The sequence below is a fragment of the Alteromonas mediterranea DE genome (genome assembly GCF_000020585.3).
In the GTDB taxonomy this organism is placed as follows: domain Bacteria; phylum Pseudomonadota; class Gammaproteobacteria; order Enterobacterales; family Alteromonadaceae; genus Alteromonas; species Alteromonas mediterranea.
This window is the reverse complement of sequence record NC_011138.3, coordinates 2951848-2977818: the sequence shown is the minus strand read 5'-3', so window position 1 is coordinate 2977818 and position 25971 is coordinate 2951848. Positions and strand designations below refer to the sequence as shown.

The 25971-nt window shown below is 46.5% G+C and carries 21 protein-coding genes and 2 pseudogenes; 21 read left to right on the top strand and 2 right to left on the bottom strand.

Features of this window, described 5'->3' with window-relative positions:
• Window positions 1–142 precede the first annotated feature (142 nt).
• The 19 genes and pseudogenes from sufB to der all read left to right on the top strand — a co-directional run bounded on the left by sufB (window position 143) and on the right by der (window position 19164).
• Window positions 143–1579: a Fe-S cluster assembly protein SufB gene (gene sufB / locus MADE_RS13225; protein WP_012519007.1), complete on the top strand. Its 1437-nt coding sequence runs from the start codon at window positions 143–145 to the stop codon at window positions 1577–1579.
• A gap of 3 nt (window positions 1580–1582) precedes the next feature.
• Window positions 1583–2344, top strand: a complete 762-nt coding sequence (gene sufC / locus MADE_RS13220) for a Fe-S cluster assembly ATPase SufC (protein ID WP_015067617.1) — start codon at window positions 1583–1585, stop codon at window positions 2342–2344.
• A complete protein-coding gene (gene sufD / locus MADE_RS13215) occupies window positions 2341–3597 on the top strand; it encodes a Fe-S cluster assembly protein SufD (RefSeq protein ID WP_012519005.1) in 1257 nt (418 codons plus the stop codon). Before sufC ends, sufD begins: the two co-directional genes overlap by 4 nt.
• A complete protein-coding gene (locus MADE_RS13210; RefSeq protein ID WP_012519004.1) occupies window positions 3594–4811 on the top strand; it encodes an aminotransferase class V-fold PLP-dependent enzyme in 1218 nt (405 codons plus the stop codon). Before sufD ends, MADE_RS13210 begins: the two co-directional genes overlap by 4 nt.
• 9 nt (window positions 4812–4820) lie before the next feature.
• On the top strand, window positions 4821–5177 hold the full coding sequence (locus MADE_RS13205; protein ID WP_012519003.1) for a HesB/IscA family protein: 357 nt from the start codon (window positions 4821–4823) through the stop codon (window positions 5175–5177).
• Between the two features lie 51 nt (window positions 5178–5228).
• Window positions 5229–5762 (top strand): putative Fe-S cluster assembly protein SufT, encoded by a 534-nt coding sequence (gene sufT / locus MADE_RS13200; RefSeq protein WP_012519002.1) that lies wholly within the window; start codon window positions 5229–5231, stop codon window positions 5760–5762.
• 67 nt (window positions 5763–5829) lie between these two features.
• On the top strand, window positions 5830–6240 hold the full coding sequence (locus MADE_RS13195; RefSeq protein ID WP_012519001.1) for a SufE family protein: 411 nt from the start codon (window positions 5830–5832) through the stop codon (window positions 6238–6240).
• A gap of 279 nt (window positions 6241–6519) precedes the next feature.
• Window positions 6520–6951 (top strand): nucleoside-diphosphate kinase, encoded by a 432-nt coding sequence (gene ndk / locus MADE_RS13190; protein ID WP_020743948.1) that lies wholly within the window; start codon window positions 6520–6522, stop codon window positions 6949–6951.
• 348 nt (window positions 6952–7299) lie between these two features.
• The gene (locus MADE_RS20700) at window positions 7300–7506 is read left to right on the top strand and encodes a hypothetical protein (RefSeq protein WP_014977850.1); all 207 of its coding nucleotides are present in this window, start codon (window positions 7300–7302) and stop codon (window positions 7504–7506) included.
• Window positions 7507–7733: 227 nt separating this feature from the next.
• Entirely contained in the window at window positions 7734–9005 is a 1272-nt protein-coding gene (ltrA, locus tag MADE_RS13180; RefSeq protein WP_023559790.1) for a group II intron reverse transcriptase/maturase, read from the top strand.
• Window positions 9006–9441: 436 nt separating this feature from the next.
• Entirely contained in the window at window positions 9442–10560 is a 1119-nt protein-coding gene (gene rlmN, locus MADE_RS13175; protein WP_012518999.1) for a dual-specificity RNA methyltransferase RlmN, read from the top strand.
• Window positions 10561–10584: 24 nt separating this feature from the next.
• A pseudogene (locus tag MADE_RS21225) lies at window positions 10585–10791 on the top strand (type IV pilus biogenesis/stability protein PilW); the annotation flags it as partial.
• Window positions 10792–10819: 28 nt separating this feature from the next.
• A pseudogene (gene pilW, locus MADE_RS13170) lies at window positions 10820–11919 on the top strand (type IV pilus biogenesis/stability protein PilW); the annotation flags it as partial.
• Window positions 11920–11925: 6 nt separating this feature from the next.
• On the top strand, window positions 11926–12978 hold the full coding sequence (locus tag MADE_RS13165; RefSeq protein ID WP_012517542.1) for a RodZ domain-containing protein: 1053 nt from the start codon (window positions 11926–11928) through the stop codon (window positions 12976–12978).
• A gap of 8 nt (window positions 12979–12986) precedes the next feature.
• Window positions 12987–14105, top strand: coding sequence for a flavodoxin-dependent (E)-4-hydroxy-3-methylbut-2-enyl-diphosphate synthase (gene ispG, locus MADE_RS13160; RefSeq protein WP_012517543.1), 1119 nt, complete (start codon window positions 12987–12989; stop codon window positions 14103–14105).
• An 83-nt stretch (window positions 14106–14188) separates the two neighbouring features.
• A complete protein-coding gene (gene hisS / locus MADE_RS13155; protein WP_012517544.1) occupies window positions 14189–15472 on the top strand; it encodes a histidine--tRNA ligase in 1284 nt (427 codons plus the stop codon).
• Between the two features lie 12 nt (window positions 15473–15484).
• The gene (locus MADE_RS13150; protein WP_012517545.1) at window positions 15485–16105 is read left to right on the top strand and encodes a YfgM family protein; all 621 of its coding nucleotides are present in this window, start codon (window positions 15485–15487) and stop codon (window positions 16103–16105) included.
• Window positions 16106–16149: 44 nt separating this feature from the next.
• Window positions 16150–17409: an outer membrane protein assembly factor BamB gene (gene bamB / locus MADE_RS13145; RefSeq protein ID WP_012517546.1), complete on the top strand. Its 1260-nt coding sequence runs from the start codon at window positions 16150–16152 to the stop codon at window positions 17407–17409.
• A 309-nt stretch (window positions 17410–17718) separates the two neighbouring features.
• Entirely contained in the window at window positions 17719–19164 is a 1446-nt protein-coding gene (gene der / locus MADE_RS13140) for a ribosome biogenesis GTPase Der (RefSeq protein WP_012517547.1), read from the top strand.
• A 707-nt stretch (window positions 19165–19871) separates the two neighbouring features.
• On the opposite strand, the gene MADE_RS13130 is transcribed toward der, so the two are convergent.
• Entirely contained in the window at window positions 19872–21122 is a 1251-nt protein-coding gene (locus tag MADE_RS13130; RefSeq protein WP_012517549.1) for a hypothetical protein, read from the bottom strand.
• Window positions 21123–21137: 15 nt separating this feature from the next.
• Window positions 21138–22490 carry an exodeoxyribonuclease VII large subunit gene (gene xseA, locus MADE_RS13125; RefSeq protein ID WP_023559789.1) on the bottom strand — a complete coding sequence of 451 codons (1353 nt, stop codon included), beginning with the start codon at window positions 22488–22490 and terminating at the stop codon, window positions 21138–21140.
• A 100-nt stretch (window positions 22491–22590) separates the two neighbouring features.
• Between xseA and guaB the strand changes: the two genes are divergently transcribed.
• Together guaB and guaA are read left to right on the top strand one after the other, a co-directional pair.
• Entirely contained in the window at window positions 22591–24060 is a 1470-nt protein-coding gene (gene guaB / locus MADE_RS13120) for an IMP dehydrogenase (RefSeq protein ID WP_012517551.1), read from the top strand.
• 70 nt (window positions 24061–24130) lie between these two features.
• Complete coding sequence (gene guaA / locus MADE_RS13115) at window positions 24131–25708, top strand: glutamine-hydrolyzing GMP synthase (RefSeq protein ID WP_012517552.1); 1578 nt, start codon at window positions 24131–24133, stop codon at window positions 25706–25708.
• The last annotated feature ends 263 nt before the right edge of the window (window positions 25709–25971 follow it).

The window sequence follows — 25971 nt, the reverse complement described above, 5'->3', positions numbered from 1 at the left end:
CTACGCAACGTTTTTACAACGAGCCGCGTTCAGGTTGAGCAGAGGTTATGCGATAAATTACCAAGACCGTGGGGTAATTTATTTGCCAGTTAAGTAACGAATTTAGTGGCAGCAAATGCAGGCAAACAAGTGAGATCCCAACATGAGTGAACAGATCGAACAGGCGTTAGAAAGAAAGTACGATGCAGGTTTCTATTCAGAAATCGAGTCAGAAACGTTTGAAAGCGGCCTGGACGAGTCGGTTATCCGCCGCATATCAGCAATGAAAAACGAGCCTGAATGGATGCTTGAATGGCGCTTGAAGTCGTACCGTGCATGGCTTGAAATGGAAGAGCCAGACTGGGCGCATGTGGATTATCCAAAAATCGACTATCAGTCCATTTCTTACTACTCGGCACCAAAGAGTATGAAAGACAAGCCTCAGTCGCTAGACGAGGTGGACCCAGAGTTACTGCGTACCTACGAAAAGCTTGGTATTCCGCTTCATGAGCAAGAAATGCTGGCGGGTGTAGCTGTAGATGCGGTATTCGACTCGGTTTCCGTTGTGACGACATTCCGCGAAAAGCTGGAAGATGCAGGGGTAATTTTTTGCCCGATTTCTGAAGCGGTTCAGAAGTACCCAGACCTTGTGAAAAAATATATCGGTTCTGTGGTTCCTCGCACGGACAACTACTTTGCGGCACTAAACAGTGCAGTATTTACTGACGGTTCATTCGTTTATATTCCAAAAGGCACCCGCTGCCCTATGGAGCTATCAACCTATTTCCGTATTAACGAAATGAATACCGGTCAGTTCGAACGTACGCTTATTGTTGCCGATGAAGGCAGCTACGTGAGCTACCTAGAAGGCTGTACCGCGCCTCAGCGCGATGAAAACCAGCTGCATGCCGCTGTGGTTGAACTGGTCGCGATGGACGATGCGCAAATCAAATACTCGACGGTACAAAACTGGTACCCGGGCGATGAAAACGGTAAAGGCGGTATTTACAACTTCGTGACCAAGCGCGGTGTTGCACACACGAACGCTAAAATCTCTTGGACGCAGGTTGAAACGGGCTCTGCGGTAACGTGGAAGTACCCAAGCTGTGTACTTAAAGGCGACAATAGCGTAGGTGAGTTCTACTCAGTAGCCCTAACACGTGGTCGTCAGCAGGCAGATACCGGTACTAAGATGATTCACGTGGGTAAAAACACCAAGTCGACCATCATCTCTAAAGGTATCTCAGCAGGGAATAGTAACAATGCCTATCGTGGACTGGTTCAAATGGGCCCGCGGGCAGACGGTGCACGTAACTTTACCGAGTGCGACTCGCTGCTGATTGGCGACAAGTGTGGTGCACACACGTTCCCGTATATCGAAAGCCGCAATCCTTCAGCCATTGTTGAGCACGAAGCGACAACATCGAAGGTGAGCGACGAACAATTATTTTTGTGTCAGCAACGTGGCTTAGACACAGAGAAAGCCGTTTCTATGATTGTTAACGGTTTCTGTAAAGAAGTATTCAAAGAGCTACCAATGGAATTTGCCGTAGAAGCCGGCAAACTGCTCGAAATTAGTCTTGAAGGTTCAGTGGGGTAATCAATGCTTAGTATCAAGAATTTACATGCCAGCGTGGAAGAGAAAAACATCATTAAAGGTCTTAACCTTGAAGTTAAACCTGGTGAAGTACACGCTATCATGGGCCCCAACGGTGCCGGTAAAAGTACACTAGGTTACGTACTATCTGGCCGTGATGGCTACGAAGTGAGTGATGGTGAAGCCACGCTTAACGGTAAAGACTTACTTGAGCTTGACGTTGAAGAGCGCGCTCGAGAAGGCCTGTTTTTAGCGTTTCAGTACCCAGTTGAAATTCCTGGCGTAAGCAACATGGAATTTATGAAAGAGTCGGTTAACGCCATGCGTGAAGAGCGCGGCGAAGCGCCACTGACGGCTGCTGAGTTTCTTAAAAAAGCGAAAGAAGCCTGTAAGCAAGTTCAACTTCCCCTGGATTTCTTAAAGCGTGGCGTTAACGAAGGCTTCTCTGGTGGTGAGAAAAAACGTAACGAAATCATGCAAATGATTTTGCTTGAGCCAAAGCTTTGTATTCTGGACGAATCAGACTCTGGCCTTGACGTTGATGCACTACAAGTGGTTGCCGATGGCGTAAACAGCCAGCGCGACGGTGAGCGTAGCTTCATTGTTGTTACCCACTACCAGCGTCTTCTCGACTACATCAAGCCTGACTTTGTACACATTCTTGCCGACGGTAAAATTGTAAAAAGTGGTGATGCGTCACTGGCACTAGAAGTTGAAAAGAGTGGTTACGCTTTCCTAGGTAAAGCGTATGAGGAGGCCGAGGCATGAGTCAATGGCTAGAACAGGTCATTGATACAGCACAGCGCGACGATTATCTATCGCCCGTGCGTCAACAGGCCTTAGCACAACTAAAAGCCGACGGCTGGCCAGCGCGCAGAAACGAAAGCTGGCGCTTTACGCCGCTTACGCCAATTGAAAAGCGTGAAGCAAAGCAAGCAGTGCAAGCTGACAACTTGCCAGTACCGGCTATTGATAATTTAAATGCTATCGATCTTATTTTTGTCGATGGCGTGCTGGTTACACAGGTTAATACGCTTGATGTGCCAGTTGGCATGAGTATTACGTCACTAAACAGTGATGATGCTGCTACGCAACAGGCGATTAGCAGCGTGTATGGCAAAGTTAAGCCTAGCCGTCATATGTTTGGTTTGGTAAACGATGCGCTATGCCAACATGGTATTTTTATTAATGTTGAAGCAGGCGTGAAAATCGACACACCAGTGCGCATTGTGAACATGGCGTCGCAAAATGTAGATGCCCACACGCGCGTGGTAGTAAAAGTAGCAGAAGGCGCAAGCGCCACTGTTATCGAGCAAGGCTTTGGTGATACTGAAAGCTTAACCACGGCGTTTGCTGAATACGATTTGGCGGATGATGCTCATCTAGAGCACTATCGTTTCGCTATGTTTACTGGCAAAGCAAAGCAACTAGGCGGTAGCCACTTCAAGCTACACAACCGCACCACGCTCAATAGCACCATGGTGGGTTATGGCAGCGAACTGTCGCGCTTAGACGTAGACATTCACCATGCGGGCGAGTTTGCTGACGCGAAAATGAACGCTGTTTATTTGTTGGCAGAAGGCGAGTTGTTCGACCTGCACTCTACCATTGAGCACGCTATGCCTAACGGTACTACCGAGGAAAATGCGCGCGGTATTGTGGGTGATAAAGCGCGCGCTGTGTTTAACGGTCGTATTCATATTCACCGCGACGCACAGAAAACGCTGGCTGAACTGAACAACCGCAACTTGTTATTGTCACGCCGCGGCGTAATTAATACCAAGCCTGAGCTTGAAATTTACGCCGATGACGTAAAGTGTGCCCACGGTGCAACGGTAGCTGAAATTGAAGAAGAAGCCTTGTACTACATGCTGACTCGCGGCATTCCGCGTAGTAAAGCACTTGTTATGCTTAACTTCGGTTTCATTCAAGAGCTGATAAACGATGTACCAAATGGGGCAATCCGTGAATGGCTTGCGCCACTGTTAAGTGAACGCTTCGCCCAAATGGAGGTGAAATGAGCCTAGACGTTGCAGCACTTCGTGCCCAGTTTCCTATTTTATCAAAGACGGTAGACGGCAAACCGCTAGTCTACCTAGATAACGCAGCGACCACGCAAAAACCGCAAGCGGTAATAGACGCGTTGGTAGACTTTTATACGGGCACGAACGCGAACGTGCATCGCGGTGCTCATCACTTGTCTGATGAAGCCACCCGTCGATATGAAAATGCACGTAGCAGCGTCGCGAGTTTCATTAATGCCAACGCCCGCGAAGAAGTTATTTGGACGTCGGGTACCACTGAGGCCATTAACATCGTGGCCAATGGCCTAGGTCAGCTTCTCGGTGAAGGTGATGAAGTGATGGTCACCGAGCTTGAGCACCATGCTAACTTGGTTACGTGGCAACAGGCCTGTCGTCGCGCTGGCGCTACGCTCAACATTGTACCTATTTTCGATACTGGTGAGCTTGATGTAGAAGCCTTTGATAGACTGCTTTCAAGTAACACCAAAATGGTCGCCTTCCCGCACGTGTCAAATGCCTTGGGAACGGTAAACCCAATTAAACTGCTAACGCAAAAAGCCAAAGCAGTAGGGGCCTGGGTTTTGGTTGATGGTGCGCAGGGTATAGCCCATGGCGGTGTAGACGTACAAGACATCGGCTGCGACTTTTACGCATTTTCAGGGCATAAGCTTTTTGGCCCAACAGGCATTGGCTGCTTGTGGGGTAAAAAAGAGGTCCTAGAAACCTGGCCAGTATGGCAGGTTGGTGGCGAGATGATCAAGGATGTCACCTATCATGAAGCCACGTGGGGCTCTTTACCTAACCGCTTAGAAGCCGGTACACCAAATATCGCCGGCGCTATCGGAATGGGGGCGGCAGTTGACTGGTTTAGCGCCCTTGATGTAAACGCATTACACGAACATGAGCAAAAGCTGCTGGCCTATGCCACCGAGCAGGCTGAAGCCTTTGAAGGGATGCGCATTATTGGTACAGCACCAAACAAGGTTGGCGTGTTAAGCTTTTTGCTTGAAGGTGCGCATCCAGCCGATGTGGGCTTTATTTTAGATAGACAAGGCGTGGCTATTCGCACAGGTGATAACTGTGCGCAACCACTGATGAAGCGATTCGGCATACCGGGTACCGCTCGTGCGTCGTTTTCAATTTACAATACGCTTGAAGAAGTAGACAGCTTATTTGCTGCGCTTAAAAAAGCAAAAATGATGTTGGCCTAAGGAGGCATTATGAGTGTTGAAACGTTTGTACCTAGTACAAAACTCATTACGCTAACTGACAGTGCCGTTAAGCATTTCGAAAGTAAGCTTAAAGACAAGCCTGGTCAGTTAATTCGTTTATCAACAAAAGTAAGCGGCTGTACGGGCTATGCTTACGTGCTTGATTTCGCTGACAGCGCCCAAGCAGATGATGAAATTATTGAAATTTCTCCCCTTGTTAATGTAGCGGTTGCCGCAGATGCAACCGATCTTTTGCGTAACACCGAGATTGACTATGTTATGGAAGGCGTAAACGGCATTATCAAGTACAACAACCCAAATGTTGTTGATGAATGTGGGTGTGGCGAGAGTTTTAACGTAGGTTAATTGCCGCGCAAAAGCACTTCAGTTGTAGAATTAAAGAGTACTAAGTCGTTTATGAAACAAAAAATGGTGACCACCGAGCGCGATTGTAAAGCGCGTTTGGTGCCAGCGGGTAACCCAACTGTTATCCCTGAAGGCGAGTTTGTGAATATCACCCAAGAGCTCGGTGGTAACTACACGGTAACGTGGCGCGGTAATATGTACCGCATTGACGGTACTGACGCGGGCGCTATCGGTCGCAAAGCGATGACATTGACCTTTGATGCGCCAGAAGATGGTAACATCAGCGAACAGCAAGTGTGGGATGCCTTAGAGACTATTTTTGACCCCGAAATTCCAATTAATCTGGTTTCATTGGGGCTTATATATAAAGTCGAAATTGATCAAGGATCCGGTGACGTCAATATTGATATGACGCTTACCGCACCGGGTTGTGGCATGGGACCGGTTCTGGTCGGTGACGTGGAGTATCGTGTAGCCATGGTGCCCCATGTGAAAAACGTCAATGTTGAGCTAGTGTTCGACCCAGCATGGTCACGAGACATGATGAGTGAAGAAGCGCAGCTTGAAGCGGGCCTTTTCTTCTAAGCACACTAGCCATCGTTTATCGCCTTGTCGTTTAACCTTATTACAGATTTTAAAAGCGGAAATAGAAATGCAATTACCAAGTAGTGAAGAGATTATTGATGATTTAGCGTTCTTCGACGATTGGGAACAGCGATATCAGTACATCATTGACTTAGGCAAATCTATTCCAGGTTTACCCGAAGACGCGAAAACCCCTGAGCGCCTAGTGAAAGGCTGTCAAAGCAGTGTATGGTTAATCGAGTCCTATGACGGGAACAAAATTACCTTTGACGTAGATAGCGACGCGGTTATCGTTCAAGGTTTATTAGCATTAGTGCTTGCCGCCTACAACGATAAAACCCCAGCAGATATCGTAGCGTTTGATATCGATGGGTACTTCGAAGCGTTAGATCTGGAGCGTCATATTACCCCAACGCGGGGTAATGGCTTGCGTGCTATTGTGGGTAAAATCCAAGAACTAGCCAAAGCTAACGCTTAGTATTTGGTGGCTCATCGCTTTTCCGACATCGTTTTATTCGGTCGTCGCTGAGTTGATAGGGCAGGTTGTGTTGCAACTGAACATCTGCCTTCGCAAAATAATGTATACGTTGTCATCATATTGTCATAGCTAGTGCGCTATTCTGATATTACATTTGCAAGTAAAAACAATACGTTAAGCCTGATTTGATAAAGGCTCTGGTCAAGCTGCTATTTATTGCCTATAATTCGCGGCCAAAATTTTAAGATACATACACTATTATTTGTTTGGAGAGATAACATGGCTCTTGAGCGTACTTTTTCGATTATCAAGCCTGATGCGGTAGCTAAAAACGTTATCGGTGCAATTTACAACCGTTTCGAATCTGCAGGTCTTCGCATTGTGGCATCTAAGATGATCCACATGAGCAAAGAGCAAGCAGAAGGCTTTTATGCAGAACACAAAGAGCGTCCTTTCTTCGGCGCACTTGTTGACTTCATGACGTCTGGTCCAGTTATGGTTCAAGTACTAGAAGGCGAAAACGCTGTTCTAGCTAACCGTGAAATCATGGGCGCAACTAACCCAGCTGATGCAGCTTCAGGTACATTACGTTCAGACTACGCTGCGTCAATCGACGAAAACGCAGTTCACGGTTCTGACGCGCCTGAGTCAGCAGCACGCGAAATTGCTTACTTCTTCTCTGAAGAAGAAATCTGCCCACGTACTCGCTAAGAATACGCTGGTAGGAAAAAACGAGGCCTTAGCGCCTCGTTTTTTTGTTTGCCCAGCGAAGCTGGCAAACCCGTCAGGTTGAAAGAAACCTGAATCACCCTGACTGAGGGGAAGATAATCCGAATGGCAAGGGCGTTGTTGGCCAACGGCAGGGTCCGAAGGAAGCCATAGGAAGTTAGAGGTACACAACGCAAGTGAACCTGATTCGGCAAGACAGGGGGGTAAGCGTGCAAAATAGCGTGAAGCCCGATACTCGGTCAGTCCTGTTTTGTGCTTGAGGGTGGGATTTCTAACAGGGCGTCAGTGCAGTAACTGGGGAAGCCTGGCACCTAAACTTACTTAGAGTAAGTGGTTAACGTTCAAGGGGAGACTCAAGATGTTAATCGGTGTGAGGTGGCAGATGAAGCCGTAGTAGTGAGTAAAGTTCGGCCTGTGAAAGCCAGTAATGGTGTGGAGGGTAAAACCGAGCTGACCATCAGCAGTGTTTGGTGGCATCGTTATCAGCCAAAAGCGGATAAGGATGGCGAAGGGCGGAAGTACATAGTAAGTCTGTGATGAGCAGGTGTTTTTTTTTTAGTGGTACACGAATCGATTAGCTATCGACGTCTTCGTACTTGGTTTTTCGCGGAAGCGACGGACTGGCTACGAAACGGTACATGGGAGTAATGTGGGAACGTTGAGTAGATTGCCATTGGGCTAGCACGCTCTACCACCATGTGAAATAGACCAACACGAAAAGAAGTCATCGGCCCCCACACAGCACACCATCTTCGAGGAGAAGCGTGCGGGTTTATTATAGTTTGTACGGTCACTTGCTTAATAAAGCCAGACTGTTCAAGGGATTTAAAAAGGTATTCAAAGCGAAAGGCGCGGCCGGAATAGATGGGCAGAGCCTGAGCGCGTTTGCCTCAAATCTGGATAATGAACTATCGCAGCTTCTTCTTGAACTCAAAACCAAACGCTATCAACCGCAACCGGTAAGGCGGGTCATTATCCCGAAAGACGGGGGCGGTGAGCGTCTATTGGGTATCCCAACAGTTAGGGATAGAGTGGTTCAACAATGCTTGAATGACCTCCTTACACCCATCTTCGAAGAGCAGTTCCATCCATCCAGCTTTGGTTATAGACCGAAGCGGAGCTGTCACGATGCCATCAACAAAGCCACCATGTTTATCCGTCGATATAGGCGTCAGCATGTAGTGGACATGGACCTGTCGAAGTGCTTCGATAAGCTGGACCATACGCTTATCATTAAGAGCATTAAAAGACGGGTTCGTGATGGTAGCGTGCTGAGTCTCATTGCTCAGTTCCTACAAAGTGGGGTAATGGTTGATGGGCATTGGCAGCAGACAGAGACAGGCAGTCCGCAAGGCGGGGTAATAAGCCCGCTCATAGCGAACATCTATCTGGATGCGTTCGATGAGGAAATGAAACAACGTGGGCACCGCATAGTGCGCTATGCTGATGACATCCTTATCCTGTGTAGCAGTCGTGCAGCGGCAGAGAATGCCAAAGTGCAAGCCACACACATCTTAGAAGAAAAGCTAAAGCTAAGTGTAAACACGGAGAAAACACACATCACTCACAGTGATGATGGTGTGAAGTTCCTTGGTGTTGAAATTGGGACGAAATATACCCGCATCCAGCCCAAGAAACTCACCGCGTTTAAGGCGAAGCTCAAGCAGGTGACGAAACGCAATGGCGGAATGCCACTGCAATCAGTTATCAATGCATTAAACCCACTGCTAAGAGGGTTCAGTTATTACTTCAAGATAGCCAATGCGAGCAGGGCATTTAAGCAAATAGCAAGCTGGCTAAGACGCCGCTTGCGCAGCATCCAACTCAAGTTATGGAAAAAGGCGAGCCGCCTCCATCGCTGGCTAAGACAGCACGGTTATAAAGGTCAGTTTGCTCATATCAACATGACGAGTTGGTGCAGTGCACGCAGTCCCTTAGCAAGCTACGCAATGCCAAACAGTTGGTTTGATGAAATCGGGCTAATGAACTTGGAGAATGTTGCAACGGGATATGTGTTTAGCAATTACGCTAAATAACTAGGTACATGAGCCGTATACGAGGCCCGTATGTACGGTTCTGTGAGAGGGATGAGGCGGTGACGCCTCACCCTAACTCGATGTTTTCGGCGTTTGCAACGGTTTCTTACAGCCTAATTAAATCGTCGCTTACCCTCATCTTCTCTTCACCTATTCGCTTTTTTCTCAGCCGCGCTTGAAAGTAACAACGAAAATCACTAACTAAGGTGCTTGGGGATATCATCTATTTGCCAAGTGGAAGCAACCTCGCTGGCACGGCAATCTTAACCATACTCTGCGCTAAATCGACTTTTTCTCATTTCTCATCTGTGGTAGAATCCGCGCAAATTTTAATCAGTACACGTCCTCTGCTCATTAGGTAGTCAGAACGTTGGTTATTACATCAATTTCAGCAGTAAGAGGGGGAACCCTCGAAGGTAAAAGGGTCATCTTATTCATGGCAAAAACTAACTTATTAAACCTAAATCGCGAAGGCTTGCGCAATTTCTTCAAGGAAATGGGCGAGAAGCCGTTTCGTGCCGATCAGGTAATGAAATGGATTTACCAGCACGGTGTTAGCGATTTCGAGGAAATGAGTAACCTCAATAAAAACCTTCGTGCCATGCTTATTGAGAACTGTGAAATTAAAGCACCTGAAATTGCGTATTTTCAAGAAGCCAGTGACGGTACTATCAAGTTCGCATTGACCCTCGAAGGTGGACAGGAAGTGGAATCGGTTTGGATCCCCGAAACCGATCGCGCAACCTTGTGTGTCTCATCACAAGTAGGTTGTGCACTAGAGTGTACGTTCTGCTCGACAGCGCAGCAGGGTTTTAACCGAAACCTCAGCGTCAGCGAAATTATTGGTCAGGTATGGCGTGTTGCTACATTCCTTGGTCTGTCGAAAGACTCAAGTAAACGCCCCATCACCAACGTGGTAATGATGGGCATGGGTGAGCCATTACTTAACCTTAAAAACGTTGTACCGGCTATGGATATCATGCTAGATGATTTTGGGTTTGGTTTGTCTAAACGTCGCGTAACGTTAAGTACCTCTGGCGTGGTGCCAGCGCTTGATATGCTGGGCGACCAAATAGATGTAGCCCTTGCGATATCGCTTCACGCGCCAACGGATGAACTACGCAACGAAATCGTGCCGGTTAATAAGAAATACAATATAGAAGCATTCTTAGCAGGCGTACGTCGTTATCTAGCGAAATCAAAGGCAAACCAGGGCCGTGTAACGGTTGAGTACGTGATGCTTTCAAATATCAACGACAGTACTGAACAAGCGCACCAGCTGGCGAAAGTATTAAAAGATACGCCGAGTAAAATTAATTTAATACCGTTCAACCCATACCCGGGGTCACCATACACCTGCTCGAGTAACTCCCGTATCGATAGATTCTCGAAAGTGCTTATGGAATACGGGTTTACCACGGTTGTTCGCAAGACCCGCGGCGATGATATTGATGCTGCGTGCGGTCAATTAGTAGGCGATGTAGTTGATAGAACGAAAAGATTGTTAAAAAAACAGGTGAAGGGCGAAGCGATTTCGGTAAAAATGGCCCAATAATCATTAAGATAATAGGGTAAGACTATGGTTGCGGGATTGCGTACTTCACTTCGGGTTAGTTTATTGAGTGCCGTTATAATGGTGACTGGCTGTGTAAGCAACAGTCAGTCTGATTTATACGGGGGTAACTTCGATCATGAGGAAGCCGCTAAAACGAGAACGTCCCTTGGTCTTACCTACCTTCAAAACAACAACTACACGCAAGCGAAAAAGAATTTAGACAAAGCACTGGCTTTGACNGTCNNTNTGNTNTTANNTACACGGGGGTAACTTCGATCATGAGGAAGCCGCTAAAACGNGAACGTCCCTTGGTCTTACCTACCTTCAAAACAACAACTACACGCAAGCGAAAAAGAATTTAGACAAAGCACTGGCTTTGACCCTCGCTCTGCCGATGTTCAGTTCGCCATGGCCTACTACTATCAACTAGTAGGCGACAACCGCCGTGCCGAAGAGTTCTACAAATCAGCGATAGACTTAGCGCCTGAGAATGGTGACATTGCAAACAGCTATGGTACGTTTAAGTGTCAAAACGGGGAATACGATAAAGCTAAAGCTTATTTCTTTGATGCTATCAACAACCGCCTTTATGCAAATGCAGCGCAAACTTACGAAAACCTTGCGCTATGTGCACAAAGCCAAGGAAAAGTGGATGAGGCGATAGGCTACCTTCAAGACGCCTTGAAACACCAACCAGCCCGAGGAAAAACCCTCTTTCTATTAAGCGAGCTCTACGCTGTGTCTGAGCAGTGGGGCCTTGCTGAGTCTTCATTGAGTAAATACGAGCGCGTCGCAAAAATCACACCTGACTATTTATGGTTAGCGTATGAAGTTGCCAAAGGCCAAGGGGATCTCGAAGCGGCTAGCGACTATGGCGAAATGATGGTTTCGGTGTTTCCCGAAAGTGAACTGACGAAACGCTACCTTGTTCAACGAGATAGTTTGCAAAATAGGGTCGTTAGAACTGTTAAGTCTTCGCCTGTAAACGAAGTAGAAAGCCAGCAGGCAGGCGCTCAAGTGGAAAAGCAAAAACAGGGCGAAAAGGCAGAGCAATCAACCACTTCAGAGGCAGAACTTGATGATGCGGGGGAGCAAAGCCAGCGTGTTGAGCCAAATGACGATGAGCAAACTACAACTTCAACATCCCCTTCAGATAACGAACAAAAGCAAAATATTGAATTATCTGAGCAAAGTGACAAATTCCATGTAGTAAAAGAAGGTGAAAACTTATATCGTATTTCTTTATTGCACAATATCAAAATGGCAACACTGCTAAAGTGGAATAACCTAGAAAATACTGGCGCTATTATTGCTGGTCAGACGCTTTGGTTAGTACCACCGAATATGCAGGAGGAATAAGGTTTAATGGTGTCAGAAGAAAAAGCGAATCAAGAAGTAACTTCGCAACAACAAGAAAATACGCCAAGCCCGGGGGCAATGCTAAAAGCGCGCCGTGAAACGCTAGGTTTGTCCCAACAAGACATTGCCGATAAATTATTTCTAAAATCATTTCAAATCAATGATTTAGAAAGTGACGTTATTGATGAGAGATCGTCGGTTACGTTTACGAAGGGATACGTAAGAAATTATGCTAAGCAATTAGGCATGAATTCTCATGAGGTTATTGAAGCGTTTGAGCGGTTTCACAACCAAACATCTGTTCCGTCTTCTGAAAAGCTACAAAGTTTTTCAAAGCGTGTCGCAAAACAGACACACGATGACAGATGGATGATGGTTACTTACATTATTCTGCTTCTTATTATAGCCGGTGTAGTGGTCTGGTGGTATCAACAACCTAATGACGAGTCTGTTGCCGAGTTACCCCTTACCGAAGCGGTTAAGCGTGAGACTGCTAATACGCCTATTTCATCAACCGAACGTGGAACGAGTAGTTCACAGGCCGAAAAGCGTATTTCATCAGACAATACTGCCTCGCAAGCATCAACCTTAGGTAATGACACGTTAACGTCGCGTAGCGCTGAAGTGGGCGAGTCGCAATCTGGCGAAGACACCGGCCCACAAGATGATGACTTTGCTCAAGACGGTAGTTTAAACGATGGGGCTATCTCGGCCCCAGATACAACCGTCGATGATAGCAATAATCTAACGGCGCTAGTTAGCGGCGACAATGAAGTTCAACAGTCTAGCCTGAAAATCAATACACAAAGTAGTGCAGCACCTATCTCAATGACTTTTACCTTTGACGATGATTGCTGGGTAAATATTAAAGACGCGTCTGGTGAAGCAATAGCCTATGGGGTTAAGCAAAAAGGACGCGTTATGGAAATTCAAGGCGTACCTCCTGTTGAAGTTACGCTCGGTGCACCGGATAATGTGCGCATATCAGTTAACGGCGAGTCTGTTGATATTTCTTCATACCAAAATGGTAAAACAGCTCGGTTCGCACTTCCTTTATAGGTAATTAGATGTTTGCAGAAAGCCCTATTAAACGCAGAAAGTCTACGCGTATTAATGTAGGTAATGTTCCCATTGGCGATGGTGCTCCCATTGCTGTTCAATCCATGACAAATACTCGCACCACAGATGTGGCAGCGACAGTAGATCAGATAAACCGAATTGTAGCTGTCGGTGGTGAGATAGTTCGTGTATCTGTACCTACCATGGAAGCGGCAGAAGCATTCAAGGAAATAAAGAAGCAGGTAAGCGTACCCTTGGTCGCCGATATTCACTTTGACTATCGCATAGCCCTGAAAGTGGCAGAGTACGGCGTAGACTGCTTGCGCATAAACCCGGGCAACATTGGCAATATGGAGCGCGTTCGCTCTGTGGTTGACTGCGCGAAAGACAAAAATATTCCTATTCGGATTGGTGTTAATGGCGGATCGCTAGAGAAAGACTTACAAGAAAAGTATGGTGAGCCCACGCCAGAAGCGCTGGTTGAGTCAGCCATGCGCCATGTAGATATTCTAGATAAGCTCAATTTTGACCAGTTCAAAGTCAGTGTTAAAGCTTCTGATGTATTTTTGGCTGTTGGCGCCTATCGCTTATTGGCACAAAAAATCGACCAACCCCTTCATTTAGGTATTACCGAAGCCGGTGGGCAACGAGCTGGGGCGGTTAAAAGCGCCGTCGGTTTGGGTATGCTTCTGGCCGAAGGCATAGGTGATACAGTACGTGTTTCACTTGCTGCTGACCCGGTAGAAGAAATCAAAGTTGGCTTCGATATCTTAAAGTCGCTGCGCATTCGCTCTCGCGGTATCAACTTTATTGCATGCCCTAGCTGCTCAAGACAAGAGTTTGACGTTATCGGCACGGTAAACGCGTTAGAGCAGAGGCTAGAAGATATTCTAACCCCAATGGATGTTTCCATTATCGGGTGTGTGGTTAACGGCCCTGGGGAAGCTGAAGTATCAGACTTAGGGCTTACCGGCGCACGCAATATGAGCGGCTTATACGAAGACGGGAAACGGGTTAAAGAGCGCCTTCCAAATGACGATCTCGTTGACAAGCTAGAAGCGAAAATCCGTGCTAAAGCAGCGCGCCTAAGCGAGCAAAATAAAATTCAGGTTTCGGTGAAAGACTAAGAGACCTTTTTGTTCGTTGTTGTTTACTCCCAAAGCCCCTATAATGCGGGGCTTTTCACTATTTAGCAGTATGAGAATTTCACGTGGCTAAGACTATTCAGGCAATTCGAGGCATGAATGACTGCCTACCGGAGATTTCCGGCACATGGCAAAAGGTAGAATCTGTACTTCGTCAGGTTGTGGCGAGTTATGGCTACCAGGAAATACGCACCCCCATCGTTGAAAGCACCGATCTATTTAAGCGCTCTATTGGTGAAGTTACCGATATCGTTGAAAAGGAAATGTATACCTTTGAAGATAGAAATGGCGATAGCTTGACGCTGCGTCCAGAGGGTACAGCAAGTTGCGTGCGTGCGGGTAACGAGCATGGGTTACTGTATAACCAGCAACAGCGACTATGGTACATGGGCCCAATGTTTCGCCACGAGCGCCCACAAAAAGGTCGCTATCGCCAGTTTCACCAATTTGGCGTTGAAACCTATGGCATGGATGGACCTGACATAGATTTAGAAGTGATCCTCCTTAGTGCACGCTTCTGGAAATCCTTTGGCATAGAGCAGCATGTAAAACTACAAATCAACACGCTAGGCTCGAACGAGGCACGTGCGGCGTACCGCGATACTCTTGTGGCGTTTTTAAAGGAAAGAGCTGACCAGCTTGATGAAGATTCGCTGCGTCGCCTTGAAACCAACCCGCTTCGCGTGCTTGATTCGAAGAACCCAGATGTTCAGGCTGCCATTGCAGACGCGCCGGCCCTTATCGACCACTTAGATGATGAGTCTAAGGCACATTTCGACACATTGTGTGCGCGACTTACACAAGCCGGTATCGAATTTGAAATTAACCCGCGCTTAGTGCGTGGGTTAGACTACTACAACAGAACAGTGTTTGAATGGGTAACCGATAGCTTGGGTGCGCAGGGCACAGTGTGTGCTGGCGGTCGTTATGATGGTCTAGTCGAACAGTTAGGTGGTAAAGCGACTCCAGCGGTTGGTTTTGCCATGGGTATTGAACGTTTGGTACTGTTACTGACTACGCTAACCGAAGAAGGCCAAGATACAAGCTTTGCCGATGTTTACGTGACAGCTATGGGTGACGATGCCCAGCCTTATGCCATAGAAGTGTCAGAAGCGCTTCGTAACGCGCTGCCTAATATCCGCATTATGATGCACTGCGGTGGCGGCAACTTTAAAAAGCAATTGAAGCGTGCAGACAAAACCGGTGCACGTTTGGCGCTGTTGTTAGGTAGTGACGAAATGCAGTCTCGTGAAGTGGGTGTAAAACCACTACGCGACGGTCAAGAACAAGTTACAGTAAGCTTTGACACCTTAGCGGATAAGGTTGCTGAGATGCTGAGCGCAAAATAAGAAGAGGACATCATGGAACAGTTCGCAACAGAAGAACAACAAGTAGAAGCGATAAAGCGTTTTTGGAAAGAGCACGGTACTGCCATCATTGTGGGCGCAGCGCTAGGTTTAGGCGGCCTTTGGGGCTGGCGCTACTATTCAGAAACACAAATTGAGAGCAAAGAAGCAGCATCAGTTGCTTATCAAAATGCGGTTGAAACCTTCGGAAGCGAAGGTAGCGATGCTAAAGTGAATGCGTTCATTGAAGAAAACAAAGACAGTGGCTATGCCAGCATTGCCGGTCTTCTTGCCGCGAAACAAGCAGTAGACGCCGGCGATTTAGATGCCGCTGCGTCTCATTTAAATAGCGTAGTCACCTTTGCTGAAAATGACGAGCTTAAGGTACTTGCGTCACTTCGTTTGTCTCGAGTGCAAATTGAAATGAACCAGCTGGACGCGGCGTTGTCTACGCTTAGCAACGTAACTAACGACGCATTTTCAGCAGAGATTTCTGAATTAAAAGGCGATGTGTATCAAAAACAAGGTAAGTTTGATGATGCTCGTTTAGCTTATTCAAATGCGTTAGAAAAAAATGCCAATAACCCGCTTTTACAAATGAAGCTAGATAACTTATCGGTTTCAGCATCTCAGTAAGCGTTAGCCTTTGGGCTGGTATAAAAAATAAAGAGGTACGCAATTTGTTTCACAACACGTGTGGCCGTAAAGGTCGATTTGCTCGCACGATAGGTATGGCATTAGCAGTGTCTATCACAATGTCTGGCTGCTCTACAATTTCAGACTGGTTTGCTGACGAAGAAGAAATCGAAATTCGTCGTTTAAAACCAATTGAAGCCAAATTCTCTCCAACGCTAGCTTGGGAGCGTGATATTGGTGATGGTGTTGATCATTACTTTTCTCGCCTTCGTCCTGTCTATGCTTATAATAAGCTCTACGCAGCAGACCGTCACGGCGCAGTAGTGGCGATGGAGCCGGAAACGGGTAAAGTGTTGTGGGAAAAAGATTTCGCGCAATTTCGCTCTGAAAGCATGATGAGCGCAGTAACCAAATTATGGCGCAGCGGTGAAACAGCACGGATCGGTGGTATTTCAGTAGCAGATAGACACGTATTTATTGGTACTGAAAATGGCTATATCGCCGCGATGGACGCAGAAACCGGCGAACTGGCGTGGGATGCAACCGTGCCAGGTGAAATCTTAGCGGCGCCAGCTGCCGATGAGGGTATCCTTGTGGTAAACACAGGTGCAGGTAGCCTTTTTGGCTTCAATACCCGTACTGGCGAAGAGGTGTGGAGACATGAAGGTGACACGCCCCCGTTAACACTTCGTGGTATTTCAGGTCCTATCGCCTCAAACGGTGGTGTCATAGTTGGAACACCCATCGGAAAAATTCAGGTAAACCTTATCGAAACCGGTGTGTTGGCGTGGGAAACGGTTATAGCAACACCATCAGGTGCAACAGAACTTGAGCGTATTGTCGATATTGATACAACACCTGTTTTATTTGGTGGAACAGTTTACACGGTTTCGTATAACGGCACGCTAGCAGCCGTTGAATTGCGCTCGGGCCGGGTTATTTGGAAGCGTGAATACGCATCGTTTCGTAACTTGAACATCGACGGCAATAAGATTTTTGTTGTTGATAACAACTCAAATGTATACGCGCTGGATAGACGAAATGGCGTAGAGCTATGGTCTCAGGGTTTGCTCAAGAAGCGCTCATTAACTGCGGCTACACCGGTTGGCGATCACATTGTGGTTGGCGACAACTGGGGCTTCTTGCATTGGATTGAGCAAGAAACTGGCGAAGTGGTAGCGCGACTGGATGTGGGTGGCGATGACGAAGACGACGCTATTTTCGCAGCACCGCTAAAAGTTGACGACAGTGTTGTTGCTGTTACGCGAAATGGTGTAGTGGCATCGGTACAAGTACCTAACTAATCGATGTAGATACGCTACAGTAAATAAGCTTAGCGAAGGCGCTTCAAGGCATACTTGAAGCGCCTTTTCTTTTGGCGGGCGAAAACCCATCAACCGATTAAATAACCCCTAGGCATTCTCGAAAAGCTCACGATTAAACTCGCAGCGAACTGCATTGGTATTAGGTAGTGAACAAGGTATAATGCGGCCATTCTCAAAAGCCTCTTGTAAAACACCACGTATTTAGAGACGCAATCTCAAAACCAAGTTAGTTGTATTTGGTGTGTGGCTTGTGCTTTTTTAGCTTTCATGACCCTTAGGATCTGATAAATGTTACCCGTTGTTGCTTTGGTTGGCCGCCCGAATGTAGGTAAGTCAACCTTGTTTAATCGCCTTACAAATACCCGTGACGCACTTGTTGCTGACTATCCGGGGCTAACTCGTGACCGTAAATACGGCCAAGCGAAATTTGAAAAGCGTCAGTTTATTGTAGTGGATACCGGCGGTATTACAGGCGACGAAGAGGGCATTGATGCAGAAATGGCACAGCAGTCGCTTTTAGCCATAGAAGAAGCAGACGTCGTACTGTTTTTGGTTGACGCACGAGCGGGTTTACTTCCTGCAGATCAAGGTATTGCCGATCACTTACGCCGTATTAATAAACAGATCTTTGTCGTTGCTAACAAAGTTGACGGTATTGACGGTGACAGTGAAAGTGCAGAGTTTTACTCCCTCGGACTTGGTGCAATAAAGCAAATTGCTGCGGCACATGGTCGCGGTGTTAGCCAGTTACTGCAAGATGCGCTAAAACCCCTTGAGTCAGACTTCCCTGATATGGAGATCATCGACGAAGCGCCTGAAGAAGAGGAAGATGCAGAAAGTCAGCGTCAGCGCTTACAAGAGTTGCCTATTAAACTGGCTATTGTGGGTAAGCCAAATGTGGGTAAGTCTACGTTAACAAACCGTATTCTTGGTGAAGAGCGGGTGGTCGTTTACGACATGCCTGGTACCACACGCGACAGCGTTTACATCCCAATGGAAAGGGACGAACGAGAATATATTTTGATTGACACCGCAGGTGTTAGAAAGCGTAAAAAAATCAGCGAAGCGGTAGAAAAATTCTCGATTGTAAAAACGCTACAGGCTATCGAAGAAGCCAACGTCGTGCTGCTGGTTATCGATGCAAGAGAAGGCATCACCGATCAAGATTTGAGTTTATTGGGTTTTGTACTCAATTCTGGACGCTCACTGGTGGTGGCGGTAAATAAGTGGGATGGGTTAAGTACCGATATTAAAGATGATATAAAGCGCGAGATGGACCGTCGTCTAGGCTTTATAGACTTCGCGCGTATTCACTTTATTTCTGCTTTGCACGGTTCAGGCGTTGGAAACTTATTTGAGTCGGTACAAGAAGCTTACATGAGCGCGACGAAGCGTATTAATACTGCGCTGCTTACTCAAATTATGGAAATGGCGCAAGATGACCACCAACCGCCACTTGTGCGCGGTCGCAGGGTGAAAATGAAATACGCACATGCAGGCGGGTACAACCCACCTGTTATCGTTATTCATGGTAATCAGGTAGATGATTTACCGAGCTCGTATAAACGCTTCTTAATGAACTACTTCAGAAAAGCGTTAGAAATAATGGGCACGCCTATCAAGATTGAGTTCAGAGAGGGTAACAACCCTTTTGAAGGTAAAAAGAACAACCTTACTTTGGCGCAGCAGCGCAAGCGCCGTCGTATGATGTCTTACTACAAAGAGAAAAAGTAAGCGTCGATTTAAATAGCTACCTAGTTGTATCTAGGTAGCAACCCCTTCCTTTATTTGCGTGCTTTTAAGCTGCCGCCCCTCGCTATATTGTGAGTAAAACTCGCTTACGCCGCCACATAATCTAAACCTTTTTGCCTTTGATGGGTATTTCGCTTATTCCAGCCTCCTAAGCAGTACGTGCAGGATATATAGGGCACGAAGTCTTGATGTATCGAATTACATGGCGCGTGTAAACCTTGCAGGAATGGGTGGGCCGAGTCGAGGCAAGAGAGGCTTCATTACTTATGTTTACGACGTGTACCGGGCGCGCTATCAATAGAAAAGCGCATGCGTAGAAATATGCGTAATTAATTGAATACTGGTGTTCTTTTTGCTCTACCTAGTTGCTACGCATGTTCTTCTGTCTACGGCGAGGGCTTGCTAAACAGCAATAAACATCATTTATAAATGACATTGGCAAGCAGCATTAGGGAGTTACTGTGTCAGTAGTGAAATCATATAACCACACCTCATCACTTCAAAAAAACCAGGTGTATAACTGGTATGACAGATACAAACCAAAACAACAGTTAAAAACTTATGTACTTAGCGATAATGTGAAGCCAAAAGCAACGCCTAAAACCTCTTTTATCAAGCGTCTTTCCGCGAAATAGCGACCTCGGTTAATTGCCTGAATATCAATGTAAGCTACCCAATGGCAAATGTACTTACTGTTGAGGCCGCTGCAACAGCAGTGCGCGCACGTTTTTCATCATTTTAGATTCTTCTGGTACTTCTATTTTTACAATGAGCTTATCCACTATATTGTCGGAATAGTCGGGCGGGAAAGTGGTAGATACTTTAATAATTTTATCTTGTCGTCGAAAAACGTAGGTGGTGGCATAGATAGATGGCGATGTTTCAGAAGTAGCGCTAAGGCCCAATCGCCATCCAAAAATTTGATTATTAACCTCGTAGCGAGCAGCGGGCTTTACTTGGGACAAGGTGAGTTTTTGTATTTGTGCGTTACTCTTGGCTCGCTTTAGGTCTTCCTCTAACTGCTTTGGCAGCAACTCATTTTCGTCGAGAGTAAGTTGTTCTAAAAAGGGGTAAACGGTAACGTCAATTAATGCATCTTCGTATGCCGGATGCGTATAACGGGTTATCGCGCCGCTAAAGGGGTCAGCGTAAAGCTGAGTAGCTAATTTGGTAAATTCACCCACCGCACTAGGTACCTGTAACGCGCTTTCATAATTGCTTGCCTCTAGCGCGGTAAATAAATATTGGCTTGTGAATAGCCCCGTACGCTCTGCATAGTCAAGCCATTTTGAAACAAGTGTTTGTGGGGCTTGTTGTTGGGCGTTAGCTATACCTTCTTGTGAACCCTGCCTTTTACTTTTTATTTTATTAGTATCGTTATTTAATGACGCACTAAACGACGCTGAGTCTATTTCAATGCCGCGCCACTGTATTGTAAATTCAGCATATTGTTTAGCGTCTTTTGGCATTAAATTATCATGTGTAGTCCTTGGTGCTGGGCCGACATTTGCTATAAGCAATTCGTAATCGTTACCCTCGCCAAAAGGGCGAAGGTTAGTAAAAACGCCAGATTTTATTATTTGCTCAATAAAGGCATCGGGGGATATGGCATCTTCGATACATAATTCGTTGTTAGCAAATAAGGCACTTTCATTGACGTAGCCATCAATACTTTCATGTTGAGGTTTAAAAGAAGTGACCGTTTTAGTTTCAACATCTATTTGGCGTTGGGTTTGACAGGATTGTTGCAGGGCGTCGCTGGGATAGGTAGAGAAAACGGATACCGGTAGGTTAACTTCGGCTCCCCAGGCCAAACTGGGTAAAAGTGAGAGGGAAAAATACAGGGTAAAAAGCAGCACAAACCCCTGTATAACGGGTGCTGCAAAAAGCGCCCGTCGGTGTAATGTGAAAAAAGAATTCGGGTTTACCTTAACGGGCATAAAACTAAAGGCTACCTATTGCCGTTGAATATTTGTCACTGTACTGGTTATTTCGCCATCAGTCACTCGTGTTTTTATCTCATCGCCTACATTAACCTTGCTAACGTTATTAACCGTAGTGCTATCAGTAAGGGTAATGCTGTAGCCTCGAGCCAACGTAGAGAGCGGGCTTACAGATTGTAAGAGTGTTACGGAACCACCGAGTTCACTTTTCTTGTTTTTGAGCAAGGCAGTCATAGTAGCGATCAACTTAGCGTTTGCGTAACTAAGTTTGTCTTTCGCTCGGGCTACACGCGCCGCAGGCGATTGTTGATTTAATCGGTAGTTAAGCGCATGAACGCGCTTTTCCGCAGTGGACATATCCCTTTGCATTGCGTGTACTAAGCGCAGCTGTAACCTGTCTAAGGTTTGCCACTGAGACTGTATACGACTTTGCGGGTGCAGAGCATCTAAGCGCTGCTTTTTAAGGGTCAGTTGTTGCTTATTCGCCTGAATACAATGGTTCATCGCGCGGGCCAAACGCTGCTTCTGCTGGTTTATGGTTTGATAGAGCGCTGTAGAGTCTTGACTTAAAATTTCTGCCGCAGCAGATGGGGTGGGAGAGCGTACATCAGCCACAAAGTCGCTAATGGTAAAGTCTACTTCGTGGCCAACGGCGCTCACGATGGGAAGGGTGCTGGCGGCTATTTCTCTGGCCAAGCTTTCATCGTTAAAGCACCATAAATCTTCCAGCGAGCCTCCGCCTCTGGTGAGTAGAAGCACGTCGACCTCTGAACGTTGGTTAGCTTTACGCAGCGCATTAATTAGCTGAAGCGGTGCGGCTTCACCCTGTACCATAGATGGGTAAACAATAACCTCAGTTTGCGGGCTTCTGCGTTTCAATACGCTTAAGACATCGTGAAGCGCTGCGCCGCTTGATGAAGTGATCACTCCAATGCGATTTATACGTTCAGGCAGTGGCCGCTTATTCGTTGCATCAAATAGCCCTTCATTATTAAGCTTGAATTTTAATGCTTCAAACGCTTGCTTAAGCGCACCTTCACCGTCGCTTTCCATGTGCTCAACAACAAGTTGATAGTCACCGCGGGCTTCATATAGTCCTACCGAAGCGCGCACTAAAATTTTATCGCCTTCTTTTGGGCGAAGGCGTACATTGCGATTAGCGCCTTTAAACATGGCGGCGCGAACTTGCGCTTTATTGTCTTTCAGGGTGAAGTACCAATGCCCTGAAGCGGCGGCCACAAAGTTTGATATTTCTGCAGATAGCCAAATAAGACCAATTTCGCCCTCTAGTACGGTTCTGGCGAGGCGATTTAGCTTAGTAACTGTTAAAATTTGTCGAGAGGTAGATGGCGAATTTGTAAACATAAAAAAAATCACAAGGTTTAATACATTTAGAGTTTACCTGAAAAACAAAAAACACTACAATTGCGCCGCAATTAACCCTCAACTGAATAGGTGTTGTTGCATGCTACGTATCATCCAAGAAGCCCTGACGTTCGACGATGTGTTGCTGGTTCCCGGCCACTCGACCGTCCTCCCTCACACTGCAAACTTACAAACGCGCCTTACGCGTAATGTAACGCTTAATATCCCAATGGTGTCAGCTGCCATGGACACGGTTTCTGAAGCCCGCCTAGCAATCGCGCTAGCACAAGAGGGTGGTATTGGTTTCATTCACAAGAACATGAAGCCAGAAGAGCAAGCTAAACACGTACGCGAAGTTAAAAAATATGAAAGCGGTGTGGTATCTGACCCGGTAACGGTAGATAAAGATGCGACTATCGGTGACGTTATTTCCCTTTCTAAACGCCTTGGTTACTCGGGTTTCCCTGTAACAGATAAAGACAATAACCTTATTGGTATTGTTACTGGTCGAGACCTTCGCTTTGAAAAGCGCTTAGAGCTACCTATTAGCAATGTGATGACCGGCAAAGATGATTTGGTTACGGTTAAAGAGGGTGCAAGCTCTGACGTGGTGTTAGACCTTATGCACGAACACCGTATTGAAAAAATTCTCGTGGTTGATGATGCATTCAAGCTAACCGGCCTCATCACCGTTAAAGACTTTCAAAAAGCTGAAAATAAACCTAATGCATGTAAAGATGAATTAGGCCGCCTTCGTGTTGGCGCTGCAGTGAGTGTAGGGCCAGGTACTGATGAGCGTATTGCACTATTGGTTGACGCTGGCGTTGACGTTCTGCTTATCGATACTTCACACGGCCACTCACAGGGCGTTATTGACCGCGTTAAGAAAGTACGCGCAGATTTCCCAGACATCCAAATTATTGCGGGTAACGTTGCAACGGGCGACGGCGCAAAAGCACTAGCTGATGCGGGCGTAGATGCGGTTAAAGTAGGTATTGGCCCTGGTTCAATTTGTACTACCCGTATCGTAACCGGGTGCGGTGTACCTCAAATTACTGCGGTATCTGATGCTGTTGAAGCACTTAAAGATACCGATATTCCCGTTATTGCTGACGGCGGTATTCGTTTCTCTGGTGATATTGCCAAGGCACTGGCTGCCGGCGCAAGCTGTGTAATGGTTGGCAGTATGCTAGCGGGCACCGAAGAATCACCAGGTGAAGTAGAGCTGTTCCAAGGCCGCTACTACAAGTCGTACCGCGGTATGGGCTCGCTAGGTGCAATGAACCAAAGCCATGGTTCATCAGATCGTTACTTCCAAGAGTCTAACAACGCTGAAAAATTGGTACCAGAAGGTATCGAAGGTCGCGTCGCCTATAAAGGGCCGATTGCGAACATTATTCATCAGCAAATGGGCGGTTTACGTTCAGCTATGGGCTTAACTGGCTGTGCTACTATTGAAGAGATGAACACCAAAGCGCAATTCGTGCGCGTTACGTCTGCCGGAATGGGCGAGAGTCACGTACACGATGTAAGCATAACCAAAGAAGCGCCAAATTACCGTTTAGGTTAAGGCGACCGACGACTGCGAGGCTGGTACTACACCAGCCTTTGTTCTTTTATTTAACGGGTAAAAACAAAACATGACCACAAATATCCACGACCAACGCATACTCATTTTGGATTTTGGCTCGCAATACACGCAGTTAATTGCACGTCGCGTTCGCGAAATTGGTGTTTACTGTGAGCTATGGGCTTGGGATGTCACGGAAGAGCAAATTCGCGAATTCAATCCGCAAGGTATCATTTTATCTGGTGGGCCTGAGTCGGTCACAGAAGAAGGCTCTCCGCGAGCGCCAGATTATGTATTTGAAGCTGGTGTGCCTGTATTAGGCGTGTGCTACGGCATGCAAACAATGGCTCACCAATTAGGCGGTGGTGTATTAGGTTCTGATAAGCGCGAGTTTGGCTACGCGCAGGTTGAAGTGATTAAACCAAGCCCGCTACTTGATAAAATTGAAGATGCCATTGGTGATAACGGCGCAGCCCTGCTTGATGTATGGATGAGTCATGGGGACAAAGTGGCCGCTATTCCTGAAGGCTTTGAAACTATTGCGCAAACGGCGTCATGCCCTCACGCTGCAATGTATAACGAAGAGAAGCAATTCTACGGTGTTCAATTCCACCCAGAAGTGACTCACACCCGCCAAGGTATGCGCTTACTTACCCAATTCGTAATGGATATTTGTAAGTGTGAAAAGCTGTGGACGGCAGGAGCGATAATAGAAGATGCCATTGAGCGCATTAAAGAAAAAGTAGGTGATGAGAGAGTTATTCTTGGTCTTTCAGGTGGCGTAGACTCTTCAGTTACTGCCATGCTGCTTCACCGTGCTATAGGCAAAAACCTCACCTGTGTATTTGTAGATAACGGCCTGTTACGCCTAAATGAAGCTGACCAGGTAATGGAAATGTTTGGCGACCACTTTGGGTTAAACATTATCCGTGTCGATGCAGAAGGGCGTTTCTTAGACCGCCTTAAAGGCATTGAAGACCCAGAGCTTAAGCGTAAAGCCATCGGTAACGAGTTTGTTCGCGTATTCGATGAAGAGGCGAGTAAGTTAGAAAATGCCAAGTGGCTAGCACAGGGTACTATCTACCCAGACGTGATCGAGTCAGCGGGCTCTGCAACAGGTAAAGCACACGTAATTAAGTCTCACCATAACGTAGGCGGCCTTCCAGAAGATATGGAACTAGGGCTAGTTGAGCCACTGCGTGAGCTATTCAAAGACGAAGTACGTAAAATTGGCTTAGAACTAGGCTTGCCATACGACATGCTTTACCGTCACCCGTTTCCTGGTCCGGGACTAGGCGTACGTGTGTTAGGCGAGATAAAGAAAGAGTATTGCGATTTACTTCGTCGTGCCGATGCTATCTTTATCGAAGAATTGTATGCCGCCGATCTTTACCAGAAAGTAAGTCAAGCGTTCACGGTATTCTTACCCGTGCGCTCAGTTGGCGTAATGGGTGATGCCCGCAAATACGACTGGGTAGTAAGTTTACGTGCGGTAGAAACCATCGACTTTATGACAGCGCATTGGGCACACCTTCCATATGATTTCTTAGGTAAAGTGTCGAACCGGATTATCAATGAAATCGACGGCATCAGCCGTGTGGTCTATGATATTTCAGGTAAACCGCCTGCTACCATTGAGTGGGAATAACCTGCTTTAATGCAATAAACAAAAAAGAGCTTTCGGGCTCTTTTTTTGAATATTGATTCAATATCTGGCTTGTTTCATATGGCTCTGAATAGTAACAAAAGTCAAAATGTGTCCAATAAATTTACAAACAAAAGTAAAGTCTCATTGTATTTTTTTGTAAGGCTTTGTATTTAATGGTTTTTTTGGGTTGGTATTTTTTTTGCTTATTCTTTTTCAATAAATTACTTAACAAAGGGATTTGGTTAATAGCTATCTGCTATTAA

Coding starts and splice junctions, on each gene's coding strand:
- MADE_RS13150 (WP_012517545.1), top strand. CDS start 15,485: ATGGAACAGTTCGCAACAGAAGAACAACAAGTAGAAGCGATAAAGCGT.
- rlmN (WP_012518999.1), top strand. CDS start 9,442: ATGGCAAAAACTAACTTATTAAACCTAAATCGCGAAGGCTTGCGCAAT.
- sufB (WP_012519007.1), top strand. CDS start 143: ATGAGTGAACAGATCGAACAGGCGTTAGAAAGAAAGTACGATGCAGGT.
- guaA (WP_012517552.1), top strand. CDS start 24,131: ATGACCACAAATATCCACGACCAACGCATACTCATTTTGGATTTTGGC.
- ispG (WP_012517543.1), top strand. CDS start 12,987: ATGTTTGCAGAAAGCCCTATTAAACGCAGAAAGTCTACGCGTATTAAT.
- sufT (WP_012519002.1), top strand. CDS start 5,229: ATGAAACAAAAAATGGTGACCACCGAGCGCGATTGTAAAGCGCGTTTG.
- sufC (WP_015067617.1), top strand. CDS start 1,583: ATGCTTAGTATCAAGAATTTACATGCCAGCGTGGAAGAGAAAAACATC.
- sufD (WP_012519005.1), top strand. CDS start 2,341: ATGAGTCAATGGCTAGAACAGGTCATTGATACAGCACAGCGCGACGAT.
- MADE_RS13210 (WP_012519004.1), top strand. CDS start 3,594: ATGAGCCTAGACGTTGCAGCACTTCGTGCCCAGTTTCCTATTTTATCA.
- MADE_RS13165 (WP_012517542.1), top strand. CDS start 11,926: ATGGTGTCAGAAGAAAAAGCGAATCAAGAAGTAACTTCGCAACAACAA.
- MADE_RS13205 (WP_012519003.1), top strand. CDS start 4,821: ATGAGTGTTGAAACGTTTGTACCTAGTACAAAACTCATTACGCTAACT.
- MADE_RS13195 (WP_012519001.1), top strand. CDS start 5,830: ATGCAATTACCAAGTAGTGAAGAGATTATTGATGATTTAGCGTTCTTC.
- MADE_RS13130 (WP_012517549.1), bottom strand. CDS start 21,122: ATGCCCGTTAAGGTAAACCCGAATTCTTTTTTCACATTACACCGACGG.
- guaB (WP_012517551.1), top strand. CDS start 22,591: ATGCTACGTATCATCCAAGAAGCCCTGACGTTCGACGATGTGTTGCTG.
- der (WP_012517547.1), top strand. CDS start 17,719: ATGTTACCCGTTGTTGCTTTGGTTGGCCGCCCGAATGTAGGTAAGTCA.
- xseA (WP_023559789.1), bottom strand. CDS start 22,490: ATGTTTACAAATTCGCCATCTACCTCTCGACAAATTTTAACAGTTACT.
- ndk (WP_020743948.1), top strand. CDS start 6,520: ATGGCTCTTGAGCGTACTTTTTCGATTATCAAGCCTGATGCGGTAGCT.